The sequence below is a fragment of the Pseudomonas sp. R2-7-07 genome (assembly GCF_003852355.1).
Classification (GTDB): domain Bacteria; phylum Pseudomonadota; class Gammaproteobacteria; order Pseudomonadales; family Pseudomonadaceae; genus Aquipseudomonas.
On sequence record NZ_CP027759.1, the window covers coordinates 2,856,953 to 2,875,613 of the forward strand.

The 18,661-nt window shown below is 62.4% G+C and carries 11 protein-coding genes; 9 read left to right on the forward strand and 2 right to left on the reverse strand.

Features of this window, described 5'->3' with window-relative positions; all coding sequences use genetic code 11:
- The first annotated feature begins 18 nt into the window (after window positions 1–18).
- The gene (gene pgm, locus C4J86_RS12980) at window positions 19–1,662 is read left to right on the forward strand and encodes a phosphoglucomutase (alpha-D-glucose-1,6-bisphosphate-dependent) (protein WP_124370684.1); all 1,644 of its coding nucleotides are present in this window, start codon (window positions 19–21) and stop codon (window positions 1,660–1,662) included.
- Window positions 1,663–1,730: 68 nt separating this feature from the next.
- On the opposite strand, the gene C4J86_RS12985 is transcribed toward pgm, so the two are convergent.
- Entirely contained in the window at window positions 1,731–2,426 is a 696-nt protein-coding gene (locus C4J86_RS12985; RefSeq protein WP_124370685.1) for a pirin family protein, read from the reverse strand.
- A 217-nt stretch (window positions 2,427–2,643) separates the two neighbouring features.
- Between C4J86_RS12985 and C4J86_RS12990 the strand changes: the two genes are divergently transcribed.
- Window positions 2,644–5,091: a UvrD-helicase domain-containing protein gene (locus tag C4J86_RS12990; protein ID WP_124370686.1), complete on the forward strand. Its 2,448-nt coding sequence runs from the start codon at window positions 2,644–2,646 to the stop codon at window positions 5,089–5,091.
- A 118-nt stretch (window positions 5,092–5,209) separates the two neighbouring features.
- Here C4J86_RS12990 and C4J86_RS12995 read toward each other — a convergent pair whose 3' ends face one another.
- On the reverse strand, window positions 5,210–5,482 hold the full coding sequence (locus C4J86_RS12995; protein WP_124370687.1) for a DUF1652 domain-containing protein: 273 nt from the start codon (window positions 5,480–5,482) through the stop codon (window positions 5,210–5,212).
- Window positions 5,483–6,059: 577 nt separating this feature from the next.
- Between C4J86_RS12995 and C4J86_RS13000 the strand changes: the two genes are divergently transcribed.
- From C4J86_RS13000 to C4J86_RS13030, 7 genes are all read left to right on the forward strand, one after another.
- Entirely contained in the window at window positions 6,060–7,493 is a 1,434-nt protein-coding gene (locus C4J86_RS13000; protein ID WP_124370688.1) for a serralysin family metalloprotease, read from the forward strand.
- A 47-nt stretch (window positions 7,494–7,540) separates the two neighbouring features.
- Complete coding sequence (locus tag C4J86_RS13005) at window positions 7,541–7,918, forward strand: protease inhibitor Inh/omp19 family protein (RefSeq protein WP_124370689.1); 378 nt, start codon at window positions 7,541–7,543, stop codon at window positions 7,916–7,918.
- 82 nt (window positions 7,919–8,000) lie between these two features.
- Window positions 8,001–9,752, forward strand: coding sequence for a type I secretion system permease/ATPase (locus tag C4J86_RS13010; protein ID WP_124370690.1), 1,752 nt, complete (start codon window positions 8,001–8,003; stop codon window positions 9,750–9,752).
- A complete protein-coding gene (locus tag C4J86_RS13015; RefSeq protein WP_124370691.1) occupies window positions 9,749–11,050 on the forward strand; it encodes an HlyD family type I secretion periplasmic adaptor subunit in 1,302 nt (433 codons plus the stop codon). Before C4J86_RS13010 ends, C4J86_RS13015 begins: the two co-directional genes overlap by 4 nt.
- A gap of 2 nt (window positions 11,051–11,052) precedes the next feature.
- Complete coding sequence (locus C4J86_RS13020) at window positions 11,053–12,393, forward strand: TolC family outer membrane protein (protein ID WP_124370692.1); 1,341 nt, start codon at window positions 11,053–11,055, stop codon at window positions 12,391–12,393.
- Between the two features lie 32 nt (window positions 12,394–12,425).
- Window positions 12,426–15,383: an autotransporter serine protease gene (locus C4J86_RS13025; RefSeq protein WP_124370693.1), complete on the forward strand. Its 2,958-nt coding sequence runs from the start codon at window positions 12,426–12,428 to the stop codon at window positions 15,381–15,383.
- Window positions 15,384–15,541: 158 nt separating this feature from the next.
- Window positions 15,542–18,649, forward strand: a complete 3,108-nt coding sequence (locus tag C4J86_RS13030; protein WP_124370694.1) for an autotransporter serine protease — start codon at window positions 15,542–15,544, stop codon at window positions 18,647–18,649.
- Window positions 18,650–18,661: the final 12 nt, after the last annotated feature.

Here is an 18,661-nt window from a genome sequence, read left to right on the forward strand (position 1 = left end):
TTTTCTCGAGGTTTATGCATGACTATCAGTCCTTTTGCGGGCAAGCCGGCGCCAGCCCAGTTGCTGGTGGACATCCCGCGACTGGTCACGGCCTATTACACCGGCCAGCCTGATGCAGCGATCTCCACCCAGCGCGTGGCCTTTGGTACCTCCGGGCACCGTGGCAGCTCGTTCGAGCTGAGCTTCAACGAATGGCATGTGCTCGCGATCAGCCAGGCCATCTGCCTGTACCGCCAGGCCCAGGGCATCGACGGCCCGTTGTTTGTCGGCCTGGACACCCACGCGCTGTCGACGCCGGCCGGCGCCAGCGCGCTGGAAGTGCTCGCCGCCAATGGCGTGCACGTAATGCTCGCCGAGGGCGACGAATACACACCCACGCCGGCAATTTCCCACGCGATCATCTGCTACAACCGTGGCCGCACCAGCGGGCTGGCGGACGGTATCGTCATCACGCCGTCCCACAACCCGCCGCAAAGTGGCGGCTACAAGTACAACCCGCCTAACGGTGGCCCGGCCGACACCCATGTCACCAAGTGGATCGAAGCCAAGGCCAACGAGCTGCTGGCCAACAAGCTCGCCGGGGTCAAGCGCATCATCCACGCCGAGGCGCTGAAGGCCGATACCACGCACCGGCATGATTACCTCAACAGCTACGTGGCCGACCTGATCAATGTGATCGACATGGACGCCATCCGCAGCGCCGGCCTGCGCCTGGGCGTCGACCCGCTGGGCGGAGCAGGGGTGCGCTACTGGTCGGCGATTGCCGAGCACTACCGGCTGAACCTGGAGGTGGTCAACACCGAAGTCGACGCTACTTTCCGCTTCATGAGCGTCGACTGGGACGGCCAGATCCGCATGGACCCGTCTTCCAGCTACGCCATGCAGGGCCTGATCGGCCTCAAGGAGCGCTTCGATGTGGCGTTTGCCTGCGACCCGGACCACGACCGTCACGGTATCGTGACCCCGTCCGGCGGGCTGTTGGCGCCGAATAACTACCTGGCGGTGTCCATCGATTACCTGTTCCAGAACCGTCCTGACTGGCGCGCCGATGCGGCGGTGGGCAAAACCGTGGTCAGCAGTGGCCTGATCGATCGCGTCGCCGCACGCATCGGTCGGCGTTTGTACGAAGTGCCGGTGGGCTTCAAATGGTTTGCTGACGGTTTGTTTGACGGTTCGCTGGGGTTTGGTGGCGAAGAAAGCGCCGGAGCTTCGTTCCTGCGCAAGGACGGTACGGTCTGGAGCACCGATAAGGACGGCCTGATCCCGGCTTTGCTTGCGGCCGAAATGACCTCGCGCAAAGGCCAGGACCCGAGTCAGATCTATCGCGGCCTGACCGACGCCCTCGGCGAACCCTTTGCCATCCGCGTCGATGCCAAAGCCACGCCAGCGCAAAAAGCTCTGCTGGGCAAACTGTCGCCGGAGCAGGTGACGTCCACGCAATTGGCCGGCGAAAGCATCCAGCAGATCCTCAGCCATGCGCCGGGTAACAACCAGGCGATCGGCGGCTTGAAAGTGATGACCGAAAACGGCTGGTTCGCCGCCCGTCCATCGGGCACCGAGGACATCTACAAGATCTATGCCGAGAGCTTTATCGGCGAAGATCACCTCAAGCAACTGGTGGAAGAGGCTCAGGTACTGGTAGATGGAGCGATCTCCCAGTAACTGACACCCTGAGATCAATTGTGGGAGGGGGCTTGCCCCCTCCCACATTAGGCCAACATGGCTTGAGGTCAGGCTAAGTCGACCAACACAATCTCGCTGTCTTCAATCGCCGTCACCCGCAGCACCTGCTCATCCGCAACCGCCACCCCGTCTCGAGCCTGCGCACGCAAGCCGTTGACTTCAATCGTCCCCGTTGCCGGCACCAGGTACGCCCGGCGGCCGCTGTCCAGCCGATACTCGGCACTTTCCCCGGCCTTCAGATTGGCCGCCACCAGGCGTGCATCGGCACGAATGCGCAGGCTTTGCGTGTCTCCGGCCTTGCCGCTGGCCAGGGTCACGAAACCTTCGCGCGCACCCTGTGGAAACGGCCTGGCGCCCCAGGAGGGCGGCAAGCCGGCCTCATTCGGGATGATCCAGATCTGGAAGATCTTGGTCGGCGTGGCTTCCAGGTTGTATTCGCTGTGAGCGATCCCGGTGCCAGCGCTCATCACCTGTACGTCGCCAGCCTCAGTACGGCCCTTGTTGCCCAGGTTATCGGCATGACTGACCGCGCCTTCTCGCACGTAGGTGATGATTTCCATGTCGCGGTGTGCGTGCTGCGGGAAGCCGCTGCCCGGCGCAATGATGTCGTCGTTCCACACCCGCAGGTTGCCCCAGTGCATACGCTCGGGGTCATGGTATTCGGCAAATGAAAAGTGATGATGGGCGTCGAGCCAGCCATGGTGGGCGCCGCCCAGGGTGTTGAAGGGTCGAAGTTCAAGCATGATCGTCTCCTGTGGATAGCCCTATGGTCCATCAGTGGATGATCGATAAAAAGCGTAAAAAATGCCTGATTCCTATCTGTTTATTTGATGTTTATCTCAGGTATCAACTTTCACTTCATCGCCTAACCGCATGAGATCAAAGCATTTGGCTGGAACTGAGCGGCAATTCCGGCGACCATGGCGCACTGTAAAAACCTAGCTCATCGCAGGAGTCCGCGTGCCGCACCCACAGCCTGATCTGCCCCCTGAACTGCGCCCCCTGGCTGAAATGCCGCTACTCAAACGGCTTGCCGCGCGCCTGTTCGGCCATGGCCTCACGCGTTTGCGCGCTCAGCACCGGTTTTCGTGGTTGCATGGCCAGGCCGACGGTTTTCGCAGCGGGCATGAAGCCGGGGTGGAATATGGTTACCGCGAGGGCAAGGCGGACGGGTTGGAGGAGGGCCGGCAAGTCCTGCTGATCCGCGATTTCCGGTCGGATGAACCCCGCGCGCCAGGCATTGATGACAGCCTGTTCGACGACTGGCGATTGCCGCTCACGGCTGACATAAAAAAGCGCATCAAGGCCGACGTTGCACGTTTGCTGCCGGCGCACGCCCAGCCCAGTGCGGCGCAGTGGAAGATGATCTTCAGCGACACGCCGTCCACTTCGGTGATTGCCGGTGCCGGCGCGGGTAAGTCGACCTCTCTGGTGCTGCGCATCCTGCTGCTCACCCATTACCTGGGCTTCGAGTTGAGTTCGATGACCGTGGTGACGTTTACTCGCGAATCGCGCAAAGACTTCATCCAAAAACTCATGCACATTCTCAGCTTATGGGGCCAACCCCTTGACCATAAAGAGGCCCAGGCGGTGGTGCGCACCTTTCACTCACGCATCTTGCCGATGGTGCGCAGCCTGCCGGGCTTTGAGCGACTGCAAGCCTTCGAGAACCTCAGCGCCGGGTTCGAGGATGCCGACAGTAACCCGTTCGACCTGCGCATCAACGACGCCCAGCGCCAGCAGATGAACGCGTGTTACCACCGCTTGCACGGCCGCCATGCGCGTTTTCGCGAGTTGATCGCACCGCTGGCACGCCATGGGCTGCAGCTCAAGGAACTGGAGCGTGATCTTCCCGATGTGCAGAAGCGCGTGGCGGTCACGGAATTGGCGGCCAAGCGTGATGAAGAGCTCTGTGATGTCATCGAGGACCTGTGGTTTCGTGCTGGCGCTTGGCCCATCAAGGGCATCGAACCTAGCCGGCAAACGTTTGAGATCAATGGCGCGCAGTTTCATTGCCATGGCTATATCCCTGAACTGGACGCCTGGGTAGTGCTGGGCTTCGATTCGCGGGAAAACCCCCTGATCAGCCGGCCGAATGCCAAGCTGTCCGTGCGCGCAGAGTGGGCGGTAAAGCGCACGCTGTTTCAAGCTTTCTGCCGTAAGCCATTGATATGGATAGAAAGCTATGAATATTCAAAGCGATTGTTAAGTTGCCTGGCGGGCGATGCCACGGCCGGGCCCGGGTTTGATTACAAGGTCAAGGGCGAGCTTGCCTCGGCGCCGCTCCTCGACAGCTTCGTCATGGCCGCCGGCTTTATCGAGAACCTCGGGTTGGATGTGCCCACCGCCGTCGGCCGGATGAGCTTCGCCAAAGACGATCCGGACCGCTTGTTCTTCGAGGCCCTGGGTATTTTCTGGAAGGCTCTGGAAGATCACTTGCTTGAGCAATCGCCGCCGATCATGACCTATAACCGCATGTTTTCGTTGTTTGGCGAAAACACCCCGGAGAACCTCAAGCTGCTCAGCGATGCACTGCTGCGGCCGATGTCGCACCTGATGATCGACGAGTTCCAGGACGTGTCGCCGCAGATCGTCTCGTGGATCCGCGCCAGCCTGGGTGAAATCCGCAGCCGTGGCCCGGCCATGCACGTGGGTCGCGGAGCGCAGCGTTCATCGTTGCTGTGCGTAGGGGATGACTGGCAGTCCATCTATGGCTGGCGCGGTAGCTCGCCCAAGTACTTCATGGAATTCAACAAGGAGTTCACCTCGCCGAGCACCACCCGCGTCATGCTGAGTGAGAATTACCGTAGCCACCAACACATCATCGACGCTGCCGAGCACATCGTGCGCAGTGCCCCGGCCATTCCCGGCAAGAAGGCGAAGGCCGCTGGCGAGCCCAGGCCCTTGGTGCCCGTGGTGGTGCTGGAGCGCGACGACGCGGCGTTGGCCCGGCAGTTGATCGAGCACTATCAGCGGGGCGATACAGTATTAATGCTGTATCGAAAAAGCAGCGATAAGCTGTTGATACAAGAGCATATTCAGGCTGTAGTTAATCTGGATTCGAGTTTGCCACCGCAGGCGCGCAGGCTGAAACAGCTGACCTACCACAGCGCCAAGGGCTTGCAGGCGGATGCGGTGTTTCTACTCGGGGACTGCCAACACCTGACCAGCTCGCCTTACAAGAACCAGGTCTACCGCATGGCGGGCCTGGGCAGGGACGGCGACAGCGAGGCGTACGACAACGCTCAAAAAGACGAAGTGCTGCGCCTGGCCTATGTCGGCATCACTCGCGCGGTCAGCCACTGTTATTGGTATGTGGAAAAGGCGGAAGGCCAGGCGGTGAATGTGCCGAAGGCGTCGGAACGGGTGGACGGCAAAAAAGTGTTTTTCGACGATCAGCGCGGTTAATGTGGGAGGGGGCTTGCCCCCCGATGGCGGTGTGCCATTCGACCTTTCAGTGGCTGACCCAACGCTATCGGGGGCAAGCCCCTCCCACAGTTGGATCTCATCGGTCTACGGCAATCAATCAGGCCTGTAACGACAGAGGCGGCACAAAACTCTCAAGCTCAGCCTCCACCGCCTCAATGATGCGCTCCACGTCGGCGGCGTTCATCACCGTAGCGCAGGGAATGCCGGCGATCGCGATCAGCGTCTCGCCGCTGGCCCGGTCGAACAGGCGGGCAACCATGCTGCCGGGGGCGTCCATGCTCCCTTCGAAGCCCATCGGATGAAAATGCCAGCGCATCAGTTGACAGGCGTTGGGGAATGTCACTTTGTTCATGTTGCCTACCTTGTTCATTGAGCGCTTCCTTTAGCTCGCGGCAGGGGCCAGGACCTTCAACAGCCATGGCGTCGAACACTCAAAATAGCATTCGTTCGCAAGTACGGCGCGACTTTTTCAGGCCCGTTCGGCGGTTCTTGAGCTGGCATTGACCTGGATCATGTCCCAAACCTGAGGGGTGTCAGGTCATGCCCCGATGAGTGGATAAACACCGAGCGTATGTCCCAGTAAAAGGGGACAGCGGAGTCTATTACTTACAAATAGTGGCTCTTTAATGCCGCTAATGACACCGTGACAATATATTGGATCCATTAAATACGGCGCTCAACTAGAGTGGCTTATGAGTATTTAATATTTAAATATCACTGTGGGCTATTTGGTCGTTCAAATACAACCGTCCCCAACAAACGCGGCGCGCGACTTCTCCAAGTTGCCTGCGGGTCAGCTTTTCGCTGCTGAAATATGTGTAGACGAAAGATTTCAAATTGTGTCAGTTTTCTTACGCCTTCAAAAGAGGTGAGTGATAGGACTATCCTCGCCCGCGAGGTTCCTATCGAACAAAGACTGATGCACTTGCAAACAAGGAAGTACGTTTATGTCAAAAGTAAAAGACAAGGCTATTGTATCTGCCGCGCAAGCCAGCACTGCTTACTCGCAAATCGATAGCTTCAGCCATTTGTATGACCGTGGCGGCAACCTGACGGTCAACGGCAAACCGTCCTACAGTGTGGACCAGGCAGCGACCCAGCTGCTGCGGGACGGCGCCGCGTACCGGGACTTTGATGGCAACGGCAAGATCGATCTGACCTACACCTTCCTCACCTCGGCTTCCTCGAGCACCATGAACAAACATGGCATCTCGGGCTTCAGCCAATTTAACGCCCAGCAGAAAGCGCAGGCCGCATTGGCCATGCAATCCTGGTCGGATGTTGCCAACGTGACCTTTACCGAAAAGGCTTCCGGCGGTGATGCACACATGACCTTCGGCAACTACAGCGGCGGCCAGGATGGCGCGGCGGCTTTCGCCTACCTGCCCGGCACCGGTGCAGGCTACGACGGCACCTCGTGGTACCTGACCAACAACAGCTACACGCCGAACAAAACCCCGGACCTGAACAACTATGGCCGGCAGACCCTGACCCACGAAATCGGCCACACCCTGGGCCTGGCTCACCCTGGCGACTACAACGCCGGGAATGGCAACCCGACCTATAACGACGCGACCTATGGACAGGACACGCGTGGCTATAGCGTCATGAGTTACTGGAGCGAGAGCAACACCAACCAGAACTTCAGCAAAGGCGGAGTGGAGGCTTACGCTTCCGGTCCGCTGATCGACGATATCGCCGCGATCCAGAAGCTCTACGGTGCCAACCTCAATACCCGCGCCGGTGACACCACCTACGGTTTCAACTCCAACACCGGGCGCGATTTCCTCAGCGCCACGTCCAACGCCGACAAGCTGGTGTTCTCGGTATGGGACGGTGGTGGCAATGACACCCTGGACTTCTCCGGCTTCACGCAAAACCAGAAGATCAACCTCAATGCCACCTCGTTCTCCGACGTCGGCGGCTTGGTGGGCAACGTTTCCATCGCCAAGGGCGTGACGGTCGAGAACGCCTTCGGTGGCGCGGGCAACGACCTGATCATTGGTAACCAGGCCGCCAACCTCATCAAGGGCGGGGCTGGCAACGACCTCATCTACGGTGGCGGCGGTGCGGACCAACTGTGGGGCGGCGCCGGCAGCGACACCTTTGTGTTCGGTGCCGTGTCCGATTCCAAGCCAGGGGCGGCGGACAAGATCTTTGACTTCACCTCAGGTTCCGACAAGATCGACCTGTCCGGTATCACCAAAGGCGCGGGCGTGAGCTTCGTCAACGCGTTTACCGGGCATGCCGGCGACGCGGTGCTGTCCTACGCCTCGGGTACTAACCTGGGTACGTTGGCCGTTGACTTCTCCGGGCACGGCGTGGCGGATTTCCTCGTCACCACCGTTGGCCAGGCGGCTGCCAGCGACATCGTGGCGTGATGTAAAGCGCGGCGCTCCGGCGCCGCGTTCCAGGATGGAGCCAAACGATGCAGCGTTTTTCCAAGTGGTTGACCCTTTTGATCGTGTCGGCAGGAGCCCATGCAATGGCGAGCAGTCTTGTTTTACCCAGCACCGCGCAGTTGGCGGGGCATTGGCAGTTGCACCAGGGTGACCAGGTGTGCGCGCTGGACCTGCTCGAGCAGTCCAACAGCCTGGGGGGCGATGTGGCGTGTGTCGCACAATGGCTGGGCGATAAACCGCTGACGTGGTCGCCGACGCCGGACGGTATCTGGCTGATGAATGCCGAAGGCAGTGGCATTACGCACTTGAATCGCCAGAAGGAGGGTGAATATCAGGCCCGCACTAAATCTGGAGCCGTCGTGGTGCTGCAACGTACACCTTGGTTTCAGGTTATAAGCTTATAACTTCATTTGTTAGTTGGCCGCCTGCTATTCAGGGGTAGGGCAACTAGTGCGCGTACTTTGGCTTCATGGAAGATAAGAAGATATGGCCAAGCCCCATACCGTTGCACCCTTGTTCAAGGCGCTGGGTGAATACAAGAGCATCTTGATCAGCGTTGGCTGTTTTACCGCGCTGATTAACCTGTTGATGCTGGTGCCATCGATCTACATGCTGCAAGTGTACGACCGCGTGCTGTCCTCCCAGAATGAAACCACCCTGGTGATGTTGACGTTGATGGTCGTGGGGTTCTTTGCGTTTATAGGCCTGCTGGAAGTTATCCGCAGTTTTATCGTGATCCGCATCGGCGCCCAGTTGGAGCGGCGGTTCAACTTGCGCGTGTACAAAGCCGCATTCGAACGCAACCTGCAACGCGGCCAGGGACACGCCGGGCAGTCCTTGGGCGACTTGACCCATATTCGCCAGTTCATCACCGGGCCCGCGTTATTCGCATTTTTCGATGCGCCGTGGTTTCCCATCTACCTGTTCGTGATTTTCCTGTTCAACCTGTGGCTCGGCGTGTTGGCCACGGCTGGCGCGGTGCTGTTGATTGCACTGGCCTGCCTCAACGAATACCTGACCAAAAAGCCCCTGGGCGAAGCCAGCGGTTATTCCCAACAGTCGACTCAGTTGGCCACCAGCCATTTGCACAATGCCGAAACCATCCAGGCCATGGGCATGCTCGGCGCGCTGCGCCAGCGCTGGTTCGCGGTGCATTCACAGTTCCTCGGCTTGCAGAACAAGGCCAGCGACACCGGTTCGGTGATCACCTCCCTGAGCAAATCCCTGCGCCTTTGCCTGCAATCCTTGGTGTTGGGCCTTGGTGCGCTGCTGGTGATCAAGGGCGATATGACCGCCGGGATGATGATCGCCGGTTCCATCCTGATGGGCCGGGTACTCAGCCCCATCGACCAGTTGATCGCGGTGTGGAAGCAGTGGAGTTCGGCCAAGTTGGCCTACCAGCGTCTCGACGAGCTGCTGCGCGAATTCCCACCGCAGGCCGAGCAGATGGCCTTGCCGGCGCCCAACGGCCAGGTCAGCTTCGAACAGGTCAGCGCCGGCCCGCCGGGTCGGCGCCTGGCGACCCTGCACCACGTCAACTTCAACCTCGGCGCCGGTGAAGTGCTCGGTGTGCTCGGCGCCTCGGGTTCCGGTAAATCCACCCTGGCCCGCGTGCTGGTAGGCGTGTGGCCGACGCTGGCCGGCACCGTGCGCCTGGACGGCGCGGATATTCACCGCTGGGACCGCGACGACCTCGGCCCGCATATTGGCTACTTGCCCCAGGACATCGAACTGTTCAGCGGCAGCATCGCCGACAACATCGCGCGCTTTCGCCAGGCCGACCCTGAGCTTGTGGTGAAGGCGGCGCAACAGGCCGGGGTGCACGAGTTGATCCTGCGCCTGCCCCAGGGCTACGACACCCTGCTGGGCGACAACGGCGGCGGCCTGTCCGGCGGGCAGAAGCAACGCGTGGCCCTGGCCCGCGCACTGTATGGCGGCCCGCGGCTGATCGTGCTGGATGAGCCCAACTCAAACCTCGACACCGTCGGCGAAGCCGCGCTGGCCAGCGCCATCGTGCAGATGAAGGCTCAGGGCAGCAGCGTGGTGCTGGTGACGCACCGTTCCTCCGCATTGGCCCAGGCTGACAAGTTGCTGATCCTCAACGAAGGTCAATTGCAGGCCTTCGGACCCAGCCAGGAAGTGCTGCGCGCGTTGTCCGGGCAGCAGGAAGCACCGAAGGAAAAACCCGGCGTCAGCTTTAGTCGCCAGTATCAGGCCGGAAGGAATCCAGGCGCATGAGCAGCATCACTTTAGAACAACACGACGCACGTTTCTTCGTCCGCATGGGCTGGCTGCTGACCGTGGTCGGCGCCGGCGGTTTTTTCCTCTGGGCCAGCCTGGCGCCGCTGGACCAAGGCATTCCGGTGCAGGGCACGGTGGTGGTGTCGGGCAAGCGCAAGGCCGTGCAAACCCTCAGCCCCGGCGTGGTCAGCCGGATTCTGGTGCGCGAAGGCGAGGCCGTGAAGCAAGGCCAGCCGCTGTTTCGCCTCGACCAGACCCAGCACCAGGCCGACGTGCAGTCGCTGCAAGCCCAGTACCGCATGGCCTGGGCCAGCGCCGCGCGCTGGCAGAGCGAACGTGACAACCTGCCGGGCGTGCGCTTTCCGGCCGAACTGAGCGCCAACCCCGACCCGGCCCTGGCGCTGGTGCTCGAAGGCCAACGCCAACTGTTCAGCAGTCGGCGCGAAGCCTTTGCCCGTGAGCAGGCCGGCATCCGTGCAAGCATCGACGGCGCCACCTCGCAATTGGGCGGCATGCGCCGCGCCCGCAGCGACCTGAGCGCCCAGGCGCAATCCCTGCGTGAGCAACTGAGCAACCTGCAACCCCTGGCCGACAACGGCTACATCCCGCGCAACCGGCTGATGGACTATCAGCGCCAGTTGTCCCAGGTGCAGCAGGACCTGGCGCAAAACGCCGGCGAGACTGGCCGCGTCGAGCAGGGCATTGTCGAGTCGCGCCTCAAATTGCAGCAGCACAGCGAGGAATATCAGAAGGAAGTGCGCAGCCAACTGGCCGATGCGCAACTGCGCAGCCTGACCCTGGAGCAGCAACTGACCTCCGCCGGGTTCGACCTGCAGCACAGCGAAATCAACGCGCCGGCCGATGGCGTCGCGGTCAACCTTGGTGTGCACACCGAAGGCGCCGTGGTGCGGGCTGGTGAAACCCTGCTGGAGATCGTGCCCCAAGGCACGCGCCTGGAAGTGGAAGGGCACTTGCCGGTGCACCTGGTGGACAAGGTCGGCACGCACCTGCCAGTGGACATCCTCTTCACCGCCTTCAACCAGAGCCGCACCCCACGGGTGCCGGGGGAGGTGAGCCTGATTTCCGCCGACCAGATGCTCGATGAAAAGACCGGCGCCCCCTATTACGTGTTGCGCACCACGGTCAGCGAGGCGGCGCTGGAAAAACTCCACGGCCTGGTGATCAAGCCTGGCATGCCCGCCGAGATGTTCGTGCGCACCGGCGAGCGCTCGTTGCTCAATTACCTGTTCAAGCCGCTGCTCGACCGCGCCGGCTCCGCGTTGACCGAGGAATGAGCATGAAACCTGTGTTCATCGCCTTGCTGTTCAGCTGTGCCAGCGCGCACGCCGCCATGGGCCCGTTCGATGTGTACGAGCAAGCCCTGCGCAATGACCCGGTGTTCCTCGGCGCGATCAAGGAGCGCGACGCCGGCCTGGAAAACCGCACCATCGGGCGCGCCGGCTTGTTGCCCCGGCTGTCGTACAACTACAACAAGGGCCGCAACAACTCCGAGGCGCACTTGCCCGATGGCCGTGGTGGCAGCTATCGCGACGACCGCAACTACAACAGCTACGGTTCCACCTTCAGCCTGCAACAGCCGCTGTTCGACTACGAAGCCTATGCCAACTACCGCAAGGGCGTGGCCCAGGCGCTGTTTGCCGATGAAAGCTTCCGCGACAAGAGCCAGGCGTTGCTGGTGCGGGTGTTGAGCTACTACACCCAGGCGCTGTTCGCCCAGGACCAGATCGACATCGCCCGTGCCAAGAAGAAAGCCTTCGAGCAACAGTTCCAACAGAACCAGCACCTGTTCCAGCAAGGCGAGGGCACCCGCACCGATATTCTCGAAGCGGAATCGCGTTATGAGCTGGCCACCGCCGAAGAGATCCAGGCCCTGGATGAGCAGGATGCGTCCCTGCGCGAGTTGGGCGCGTTGATTGGCGTGCAAAGCGTCAACATCAACGACCTGGCACCGCTGAACCAGGGCTTTGCCGCTTTCACCCTGACCCCAGCCAACTACGACACCTGGCATGAATTGGCAATCAGCAACAACCCGACACTCGCCTCCCAGCGCCAGGCCCTGGAAGTGGCGCGCTATGAAGTGGAGCGCAACCGCGCCGGGCATTTGCCCAAGGTCACTGCGTACGCCAGTTCGCGCAAGCAGGAGTCCGACAGCGGCAACACTTACAACCAGCGCTACGACACCAACACCATCGGCGTCGAAGTCAGCGTGCCGCTGTATGCCGGCGGCGGCATCTCGGCGTCCACGCGTCAGGCCAGCCGCGCCATGGAACAGGCCGAGTACGAACTGGAAGGCAAGACCCGCGAAACCCTGATCGAACTGCGTCGCCAGTTCAGCGCGTGCCTGTCGGGGGTGAGCAAGCTGCGCGCCTATCAAAAAGCCCTGACCTCCGCCGAGGCACTGGTGGTGTCGACCAAGCACAGCATCCTCGGCGGCGAGCGGGTCAACCTCGACGCATTGAATGCCGAGCAGCAGCTCTACAGCACCCGCCGCGACCTCGCCCAGGCGCGGTACGACTACCTGATGGCCTGGACCAAATTGCACTACTACGCGGGCAACTTGCGTGACACCGACCTGGCCAAGGTGGATGAAGCCTTCGGCCCGGAGAGAAAACTGTAGGCGTGTGAATAACAATAAACAGGAGTGTACGGATGATCACGGATTCACCACGTTTCAAACCTTTCACCGCAGGCTCATTGCTGCTGTTGTCCGTTGCGGCACAGGCGCAATACGCCGAAACCGGCCAGCCGGGTGATCCCGCCAGCTGGCGTTCCGCCGAGTACCAGAGCGACTGGGGCCTTGGGCGCATGAAGGCGGATGAAGCCTATGCCGCCGGAATCAGCGGCAATGGCGTGAAAATCGGTGCGCTGGACTCGGGTTTCGATACCAATCACCCCGAAGCGGCCAAGGACCGTTTCCACCCGGTCACCGCCAGCGGCACCTACGTCGACGGCAGCGCCTTCAACACCACCGGCGCGCTCAACCCGAACAACGACTCCCACGGCACCCACGTCACCGGCACCATGGGCGCGGCCCGCGACGGCGTGGGCATGCACGGCGTGGCGTATAACGCGCAGGTGTATGTCGGCAACACCAACGCCAACGACAGCTTCCTGTTCGGCCCCACCCCGGACCCCAAGTATTTCAAGGCGGTGTACACCGCTCTGGTGGATTCCGGCGTGCGCGCCATCAACAACAGCTGGGGCAGCCAGCCCAAGGACGTCAGCTACCAGACCCTGGACGACCTGCACGCGGCCTACGCCCAGCACTACAACCGCGGCACCTGGCTGGATGCGGCGGCGGATGTGGCCAAGGCCGGCGTGATCAACGTGTTCAGCGCCGGCAACAGCGGTTACGCGAACGCCAGCGTGCGCTCGGCGTTGCCCTACTTTCAGCCGGAACTGGAAGGCCACTGGCTGGCGGTGTCGGGGCTGGATAAGGCCAACAACCAGAAGTACAACAAGTGCGGTATCGCCAAATACTGGTGTATTTCCACGCCAGGCGCGCTGATCAACAGCACCATCCCGGACGGCGGTTATGGCGTGAAATCCGGCACCTCGATGTCGGCGCCCCATGCCACGGGCGCGTTGGCGCTGGTGATGGAACGCTATCCCTACATGACCAACGAGCAGGCGCTGCAGGTGCTGTTGACCACCGCCACGCAGCTCGACGGCTCGATCACCCAGGCGCCCAACGCCATCGTCGGCTGGGGTGTGCCGGACCTGGGCCGGGCGATGCACGGGCCGGGGCAGCTGCTCGGTGCGATGGACGTGAACCTGGCAGCCGGGCAGGGCGATGTGTGGAGCAATGGTATTTCTGACCAGGCATTGCTCCAGCGTCAGGCAGAAGACCGCGCCGAGCACAGCGCCTGGCAGCAGACCCTGCTCGATAAGGGCTGGCAAAACGGCGTGGGTGCCACGGCCAGCCAGCAGGACCAGACCGACTACGCCATTGGCAACGCGCGCGATCAAGCCGCAGCGAATCGCGTGTACGAAGGCAGCCTGATCAAATCCGGCGCGGGTAGCCTGGTGCTCAGCGGCGACAGCACCTATCGCGGCGCGACCACCGTCAACGGCGGCCTGCTGGCCGTGAACGGCTCGTTGACCTCGGCCGTCACCGTCAATAACAGCGCCACCTTGGGCGGTTCCGGACGTATCGGCGCGCTGTCGGTCAACAACGGCGGGCGTGTCGCGCCGGGCAATTCAGTGGGCACGTTGCAGGTGGCGGGGGATGTGAACCTGGGCGCAGGTTCTACCTATGCGGTCGAACTGACCCCGACCAGCAGCGACCGCATCGTCGCCGGCGGCAAGGCCGTGCTCGGCGGCGGTACGGTGACCCTGGCCCTGGAAAATAGCCCGACGTTATTGAGCCAGAGCCAGGCCCAGAGCCTGATCGGTCGCCAATACTCGATCCTTGAAGCGGCCGGCGGTATCCAGGGCCAGTTCGGCCAAGTGCTGCCGAACTACCTGTTCCTCGGCGGCACCCTCGACTATGCCGCCAACGGCGTGCAACTGGCGGTCGGGCGCAATGACGCCAGCTTTGCCAGCGTCGGCGCCACCCGTAACCAGCGCGCCGTCGCCACGGCCGCCGAGCAACTCGGCGCCGGCAACCCGGTGTATGAAAGCCTGCTGCAGTCGGACTCGGTTGCCACGGCGCAGCAGGGCTTGCAGCAACTGTCCGGTGAAATCTATCCCGCCGTGGACGCGATGTTGATCAACGACAGCCGTCAATTGCGCGACGCGGTAGGCGAACGTCTGCGCCATGTGCCGGTGGCCGGTGAAAGCAACCTGTGGCTCAAGGCCCTGGGCGCCTGGGGCAAGTCGGACACTCGCAGTGAAACGGCGGGCGCCACCACCTCCATCGGCGGCTTGCTGGCCGGGGTCGACGGCGCGCTCGACGAACAGACCCGCATCGGCGTGGTCGCCGGCTACAGCGACAGCTCCTTGGGCCTGGGCAGCGGCACGCACTCATCGGCGTCTATCGACAGCTACCACTTCGGCGCCTATGCCGGGCGCGAGCTGGGCGCCTGGCGGGTGAGCGTCGGCGGTGCCTACAGCTGGCATCGCGGCGATGTGAAACGTGACCTGCAATACGGCGAGGTCAGCGGCAAGCAAAAAACCAAGCTGGATGCGCGCACCGCACAGCTGTTCACCGAAGCCGCCTACCGCATTCACCTGCAGCCGCTGGCACTGGAGCCGTTTGCCAACCTGGCCTACGTGCACCTGGACAGTGAGTCGTTCCACGAAAAAGGCGCCGCAGCGGCCCTGGAACGTGGCAGTGATCGACGTGATGCGGTGCTCGGCACCCTGGGCCTGAGGGCGTTGAAAACCCTGGCGTTGAACGACCATCAGCAGCTTGAGCTGTCGGGTTCCCTGGGCTGGCAACACAGCCTCACCGCCGTCGAATCCGAAGAGCACCTGGCGTTTGTCGCAGGTGGCCCTTCATTCGCCGTGCGCAGCGCGCCGTTGCTGCGCGATGCGGCCCTGGTGGGCGTGCAGGCGAGCCTGGCGTTGAGCCCGTCGACGCGGGTCAACCTGGATTACAACGGCCAATTGGGTGGACGCGAGAAAACCCAGGGCGTGGGGCTGAGCCTGAACTGGCAGTTCTAGGGGAAACACCGCAGTTCAACTGTGGGAGGGGGCTTGCTCCCGATGGCGGCGTGTCAGACGCCCGTTGTGCCGACTGATACATCGCCATCGGGAGCAAGCCCCCTCCCACATTGGAAGTGGTTCACATACTGGCAACAAGAAAACTAAGGAAGGTCACCGTGAAAAAACGCAAGTCAGGGTTAACTACCGCCATCCCCACAGGCCCGGGCTATCCGCTCAAGGCCTTGAGCAGCGTGCCATACGGCGCGTTGTTGTGTTGCCTGGCAAGCCTGGGGACCGCCCAGGCCGCACCCTATGTGGAAACCGGCAAGCTGGGCGACGCCGCCAGTTGGCGCAGCAATGAGTTCAAGGCCGATTGGGGCCTGGGCGCGGTGCATGCCGACACCGCGTATGCGGCGGGCTACACCGGCAAGGGCGTCAAGCTGGGCATCTTCGACCAGCCGGTGTATGCCCAGCACCCGGAATTCGCCAGCCCCAACAAAGTGGTGACGATCGTCACCGAGGGTATCCGCCAATACACCGACCCGTATATCCCGGTAAAGGCCGGTGATGCGTTTCGCTATGACGGCACGCCGTCCCTGGGCTCCAACGGCAAGCTGGGCAACCACGGTACTCACGTCGGCGGGATTGCCGCCGGTAACCGCGACGGCGGGCCGATGCACGGCGTGGCGTTCGACGCGCAGATCATCAGCGCCGAAAACGGTGACCCAGGCCCGGAAGACGGGATCATCCTGGGCAACGATGGTGCGGTGTACAAAGCTGGTTGGGACGCGCTGGTCGCCAGCGGCGCGCGGATCATCAACAACAGCTGGGGCATCGGCATCGGTGATCAGTACGCCAAGGGCGGCCGCGATCCCGCCTTTCCGAACTTCACGGTCAATGAAGCCCAGGCGCAGTTCAACACCATTCGGCCGATTCTCGGCACGATTGCCGGCGGTGCTTACCAAGGTGCGATCGACGCCGCCCGCAGCGGTGTGCTGACCATCTTTGCCGCCGGTAACGACTACAACCGCAACAACCCGGATGCCATTTCGGGCCTGGCGTATTTCGTGCCGGACATTGCGCCGAACTGGCTGTCGGTGGCGGCCCTGCAGCAGAACCCGGACACCACCAGCGCCAACCCGTACGTGATCAGCACCTTCTCTTCGCGCTGCGGCTATGCGGCGAGTTTCTGTGTGTCGGCACCGGGCACCAAGATTTTCAGTTCGATCATCAACGGCACCAACCTGGACAACCTCACCACCGACTACGCCAACTTCAACGGCACCTCCATGGCCGCGCCCCACGTGGCCGGCAGTGCGGCGGTGCTGATGGAGCGCTTCCCGTACATGAGTGGCGACCAGATCTCCACGCTGCTCAAGACCACCGCCACCGACCTCGGCGCGCCGGGCATCGACTCGCTGTACGGCTGGGGCATGATCAACCTGGGCAAGGCAGTCAATGGCCCGGGGATGTTCATTACCGCCGAGGATATTCCGGCTGAGTTTCGCATCGACGGCGCCTATGGCACTGGCCAGTTCGTCGCGGACCTGCCGGGCATCGGCGCGGTGGTGGATGCCGGCAAACCGACCCAGCGCGTGTGCAACGACGTGCATTGCGGGCTGGATGTATGGAGCAACGACATCGCCGGGCATGGCGGCCTGACCAAGCAGGGCATTGGCACCCTGGTGCTGACCGGCGCCAACACCTACAGCGGCCCGAGCCTGGTTAACCAAGGCTTGTTGGCGGTCAACGGCTCGGTTACCTCCGACGTGACCGTCAGCCAGAGCGGCATCGTCGGTGGCTCCGGGCGCATCGGCTCGCTGAGCGCAAACAGCGGCGGCACCGTGGCGCCTGGCAACTCCATCGGCACGCTGAACGTGGCGGGCAATGTCACTTTCGAGCCGGGCTCGACTTACGCGGTGGAATTGTCGCCCACCAGCAGCGACCGTATCGTTGCCGGCGGCACCGCGACGCTGAACGGCGGCACCGTGACCCTGGCCCTGGAAAACAGCCCGACCCTGTTGAGCGCGACCCAGGCGCAAAGCCTGATCGGCCGCCAGTACAACATTCTGCAAGCCGCAGGTGGCGTCACTGGCAACTTCGGTGCGGTACTGCCTGACTACCTGTTCATCGGCGGCACCTTGAACTACGCGGCCAATGGTGTGCAGCTGGACGTGGCACGCACCAACAGCTTCGCCAGTGTTGCCGCTACGCCGAACCAACGCGCCGTCGCCTCCGCCGCCGAGCAATTGGGCGCGGGCAATGGGGTGTATGAAAGCTTGCTGCTCGCACCGACCGCGGCGTCGGCACAAGGCGCGTTCCAGCAACTGAGCGGCGAAGTCTATCCGGCGTTGGAAACGGCGTTGGTCAATGACAGCCGCTACGTACGCGAAGCGGTCGGCGAGCGCCTGCGCAACGGTGAAATGGGCGCGACCAGCCAGGCCATCGACAGCCGTGGCAACGTGTGGGTCAAGGCACTGGGCGCATGGGGCAAGACCGACAGCCGCAACGACACGGCGGGCTACACCACGTCTATCGGCGGCATGCTGGCCGGTGTCGACGGTGCCCTCGACGACGCGACACGCATCGGGCTGGTGGCGGGCTACAGCGATACTTCGTTGAACATGGGCAGCGATACCCATAGCCGTGCGTCGGTCGACAGCTACCACTTCGGCGCGTATGCCGGTCATGAAATCGGCGCCTGGCGCCTGAGCGGCGGCGCCACCTACAGCTGGCACCGCGCCGATGTGAAGCGTGACCTGCAATACGGTGACGTCAGCGGCAAGCAGAAAGCCAAGGTCGATGCCCACAGCACCCAGGTGTTCACCGAGGCGGCGTACCGCGTCAACCTGCAACCACTGGCCTTGGAGCCGTTCGCCAACCTGGCCTACGTGCACCTGGACACCGATGGGTTCACCGAGAAGGGCGATGCCGCCGCGCTGAAAAGCGGCGACGACAGCCGCGACCTGGTGCTGAGCACCCTGGGTGTGCGCGCCTTGAAAACCTTCAACGTCAACGATCACCAGCAACTGGAAGTGTCCGGCACCCTGGGCTGGCAGCACAACCTGAGCAGTACCGACTCCGAACAGCACCTGGCGTTTGCCTCGGGTGGCCCTTCGTTCGCGGTGGAAAGCGCGCCGATGGTGCGTGATGCGGCGCTGGTCGGTGCGCGGGTGAGCCTGGCGTTGAGCAAGGATGCGCGGGTGAACTTCGATTACAACGGTTTGCTGGCCAGCAAGGAGAAGGTGCACGGCGTCGGTTTGAGCCTGGACTGGGCGTTCTAAGGCTTTAAAAAC

Excerpts from the sequence above, each read along its gene's own strand:
- C4J86_RS12995 (WP_124370687.1), bottom strand. The coding sequence starts at position 5,482 with ATGAACAAGGTAGGCAACATGAACAAAGTGACATTCCCCAACGCCTGT.
- C4J86_RS13000 (WP_124370688.1), top strand. The coding sequence starts at position 6,060 with ATGTCAAAAGTAAAAGACAAGGCTATTGTATCTGCCGCGCAAGCCAGC.
- C4J86_RS12985 (WP_124370685.1), bottom strand. The coding sequence starts at position 2,426 with ATGCTTGAACTTCGACCCTTCAACACCCTGGGCGGCGCCCACCATGGC.
- C4J86_RS13015 (WP_124370691.1), top strand. The coding sequence starts at position 9,749 with ATGAGCAGCATCACTTTAGAACAACACGACGCACGTTTCTTCGTCCGC.
- C4J86_RS13010 (WP_124370690.1), top strand. The coding sequence starts at position 8,001 with ATGGCCAAGCCCCATACCGTTGCACCCTTGTTCAAGGCGCTGGGTGAA.
- C4J86_RS13005 (WP_124370689.1), top strand. The coding sequence starts at position 7,541 with ATGCAGCGTTTTTCCAAGTGGTTGACCCTTTTGATCGTGTCGGCAGGA.
- C4J86_RS13020 (WP_124370692.1), top strand. The coding sequence starts at position 11,053 with ATGAAACCTGTGTTCATCGCCTTGCTGTTCAGCTGTGCCAGCGCGCAC.
- pgm (WP_124370684.1), top strand. The coding sequence starts at position 19 with ATGACTATCAGTCCTTTTGCGGGCAAGCCGGCGCCAGCCCAGTTGCTG.
- C4J86_RS13025 (WP_124370693.1), top strand. The coding sequence starts at position 12,426 with ATGATCACGGATTCACCACGTTTCAAACCTTTCACCGCAGGCTCATTG.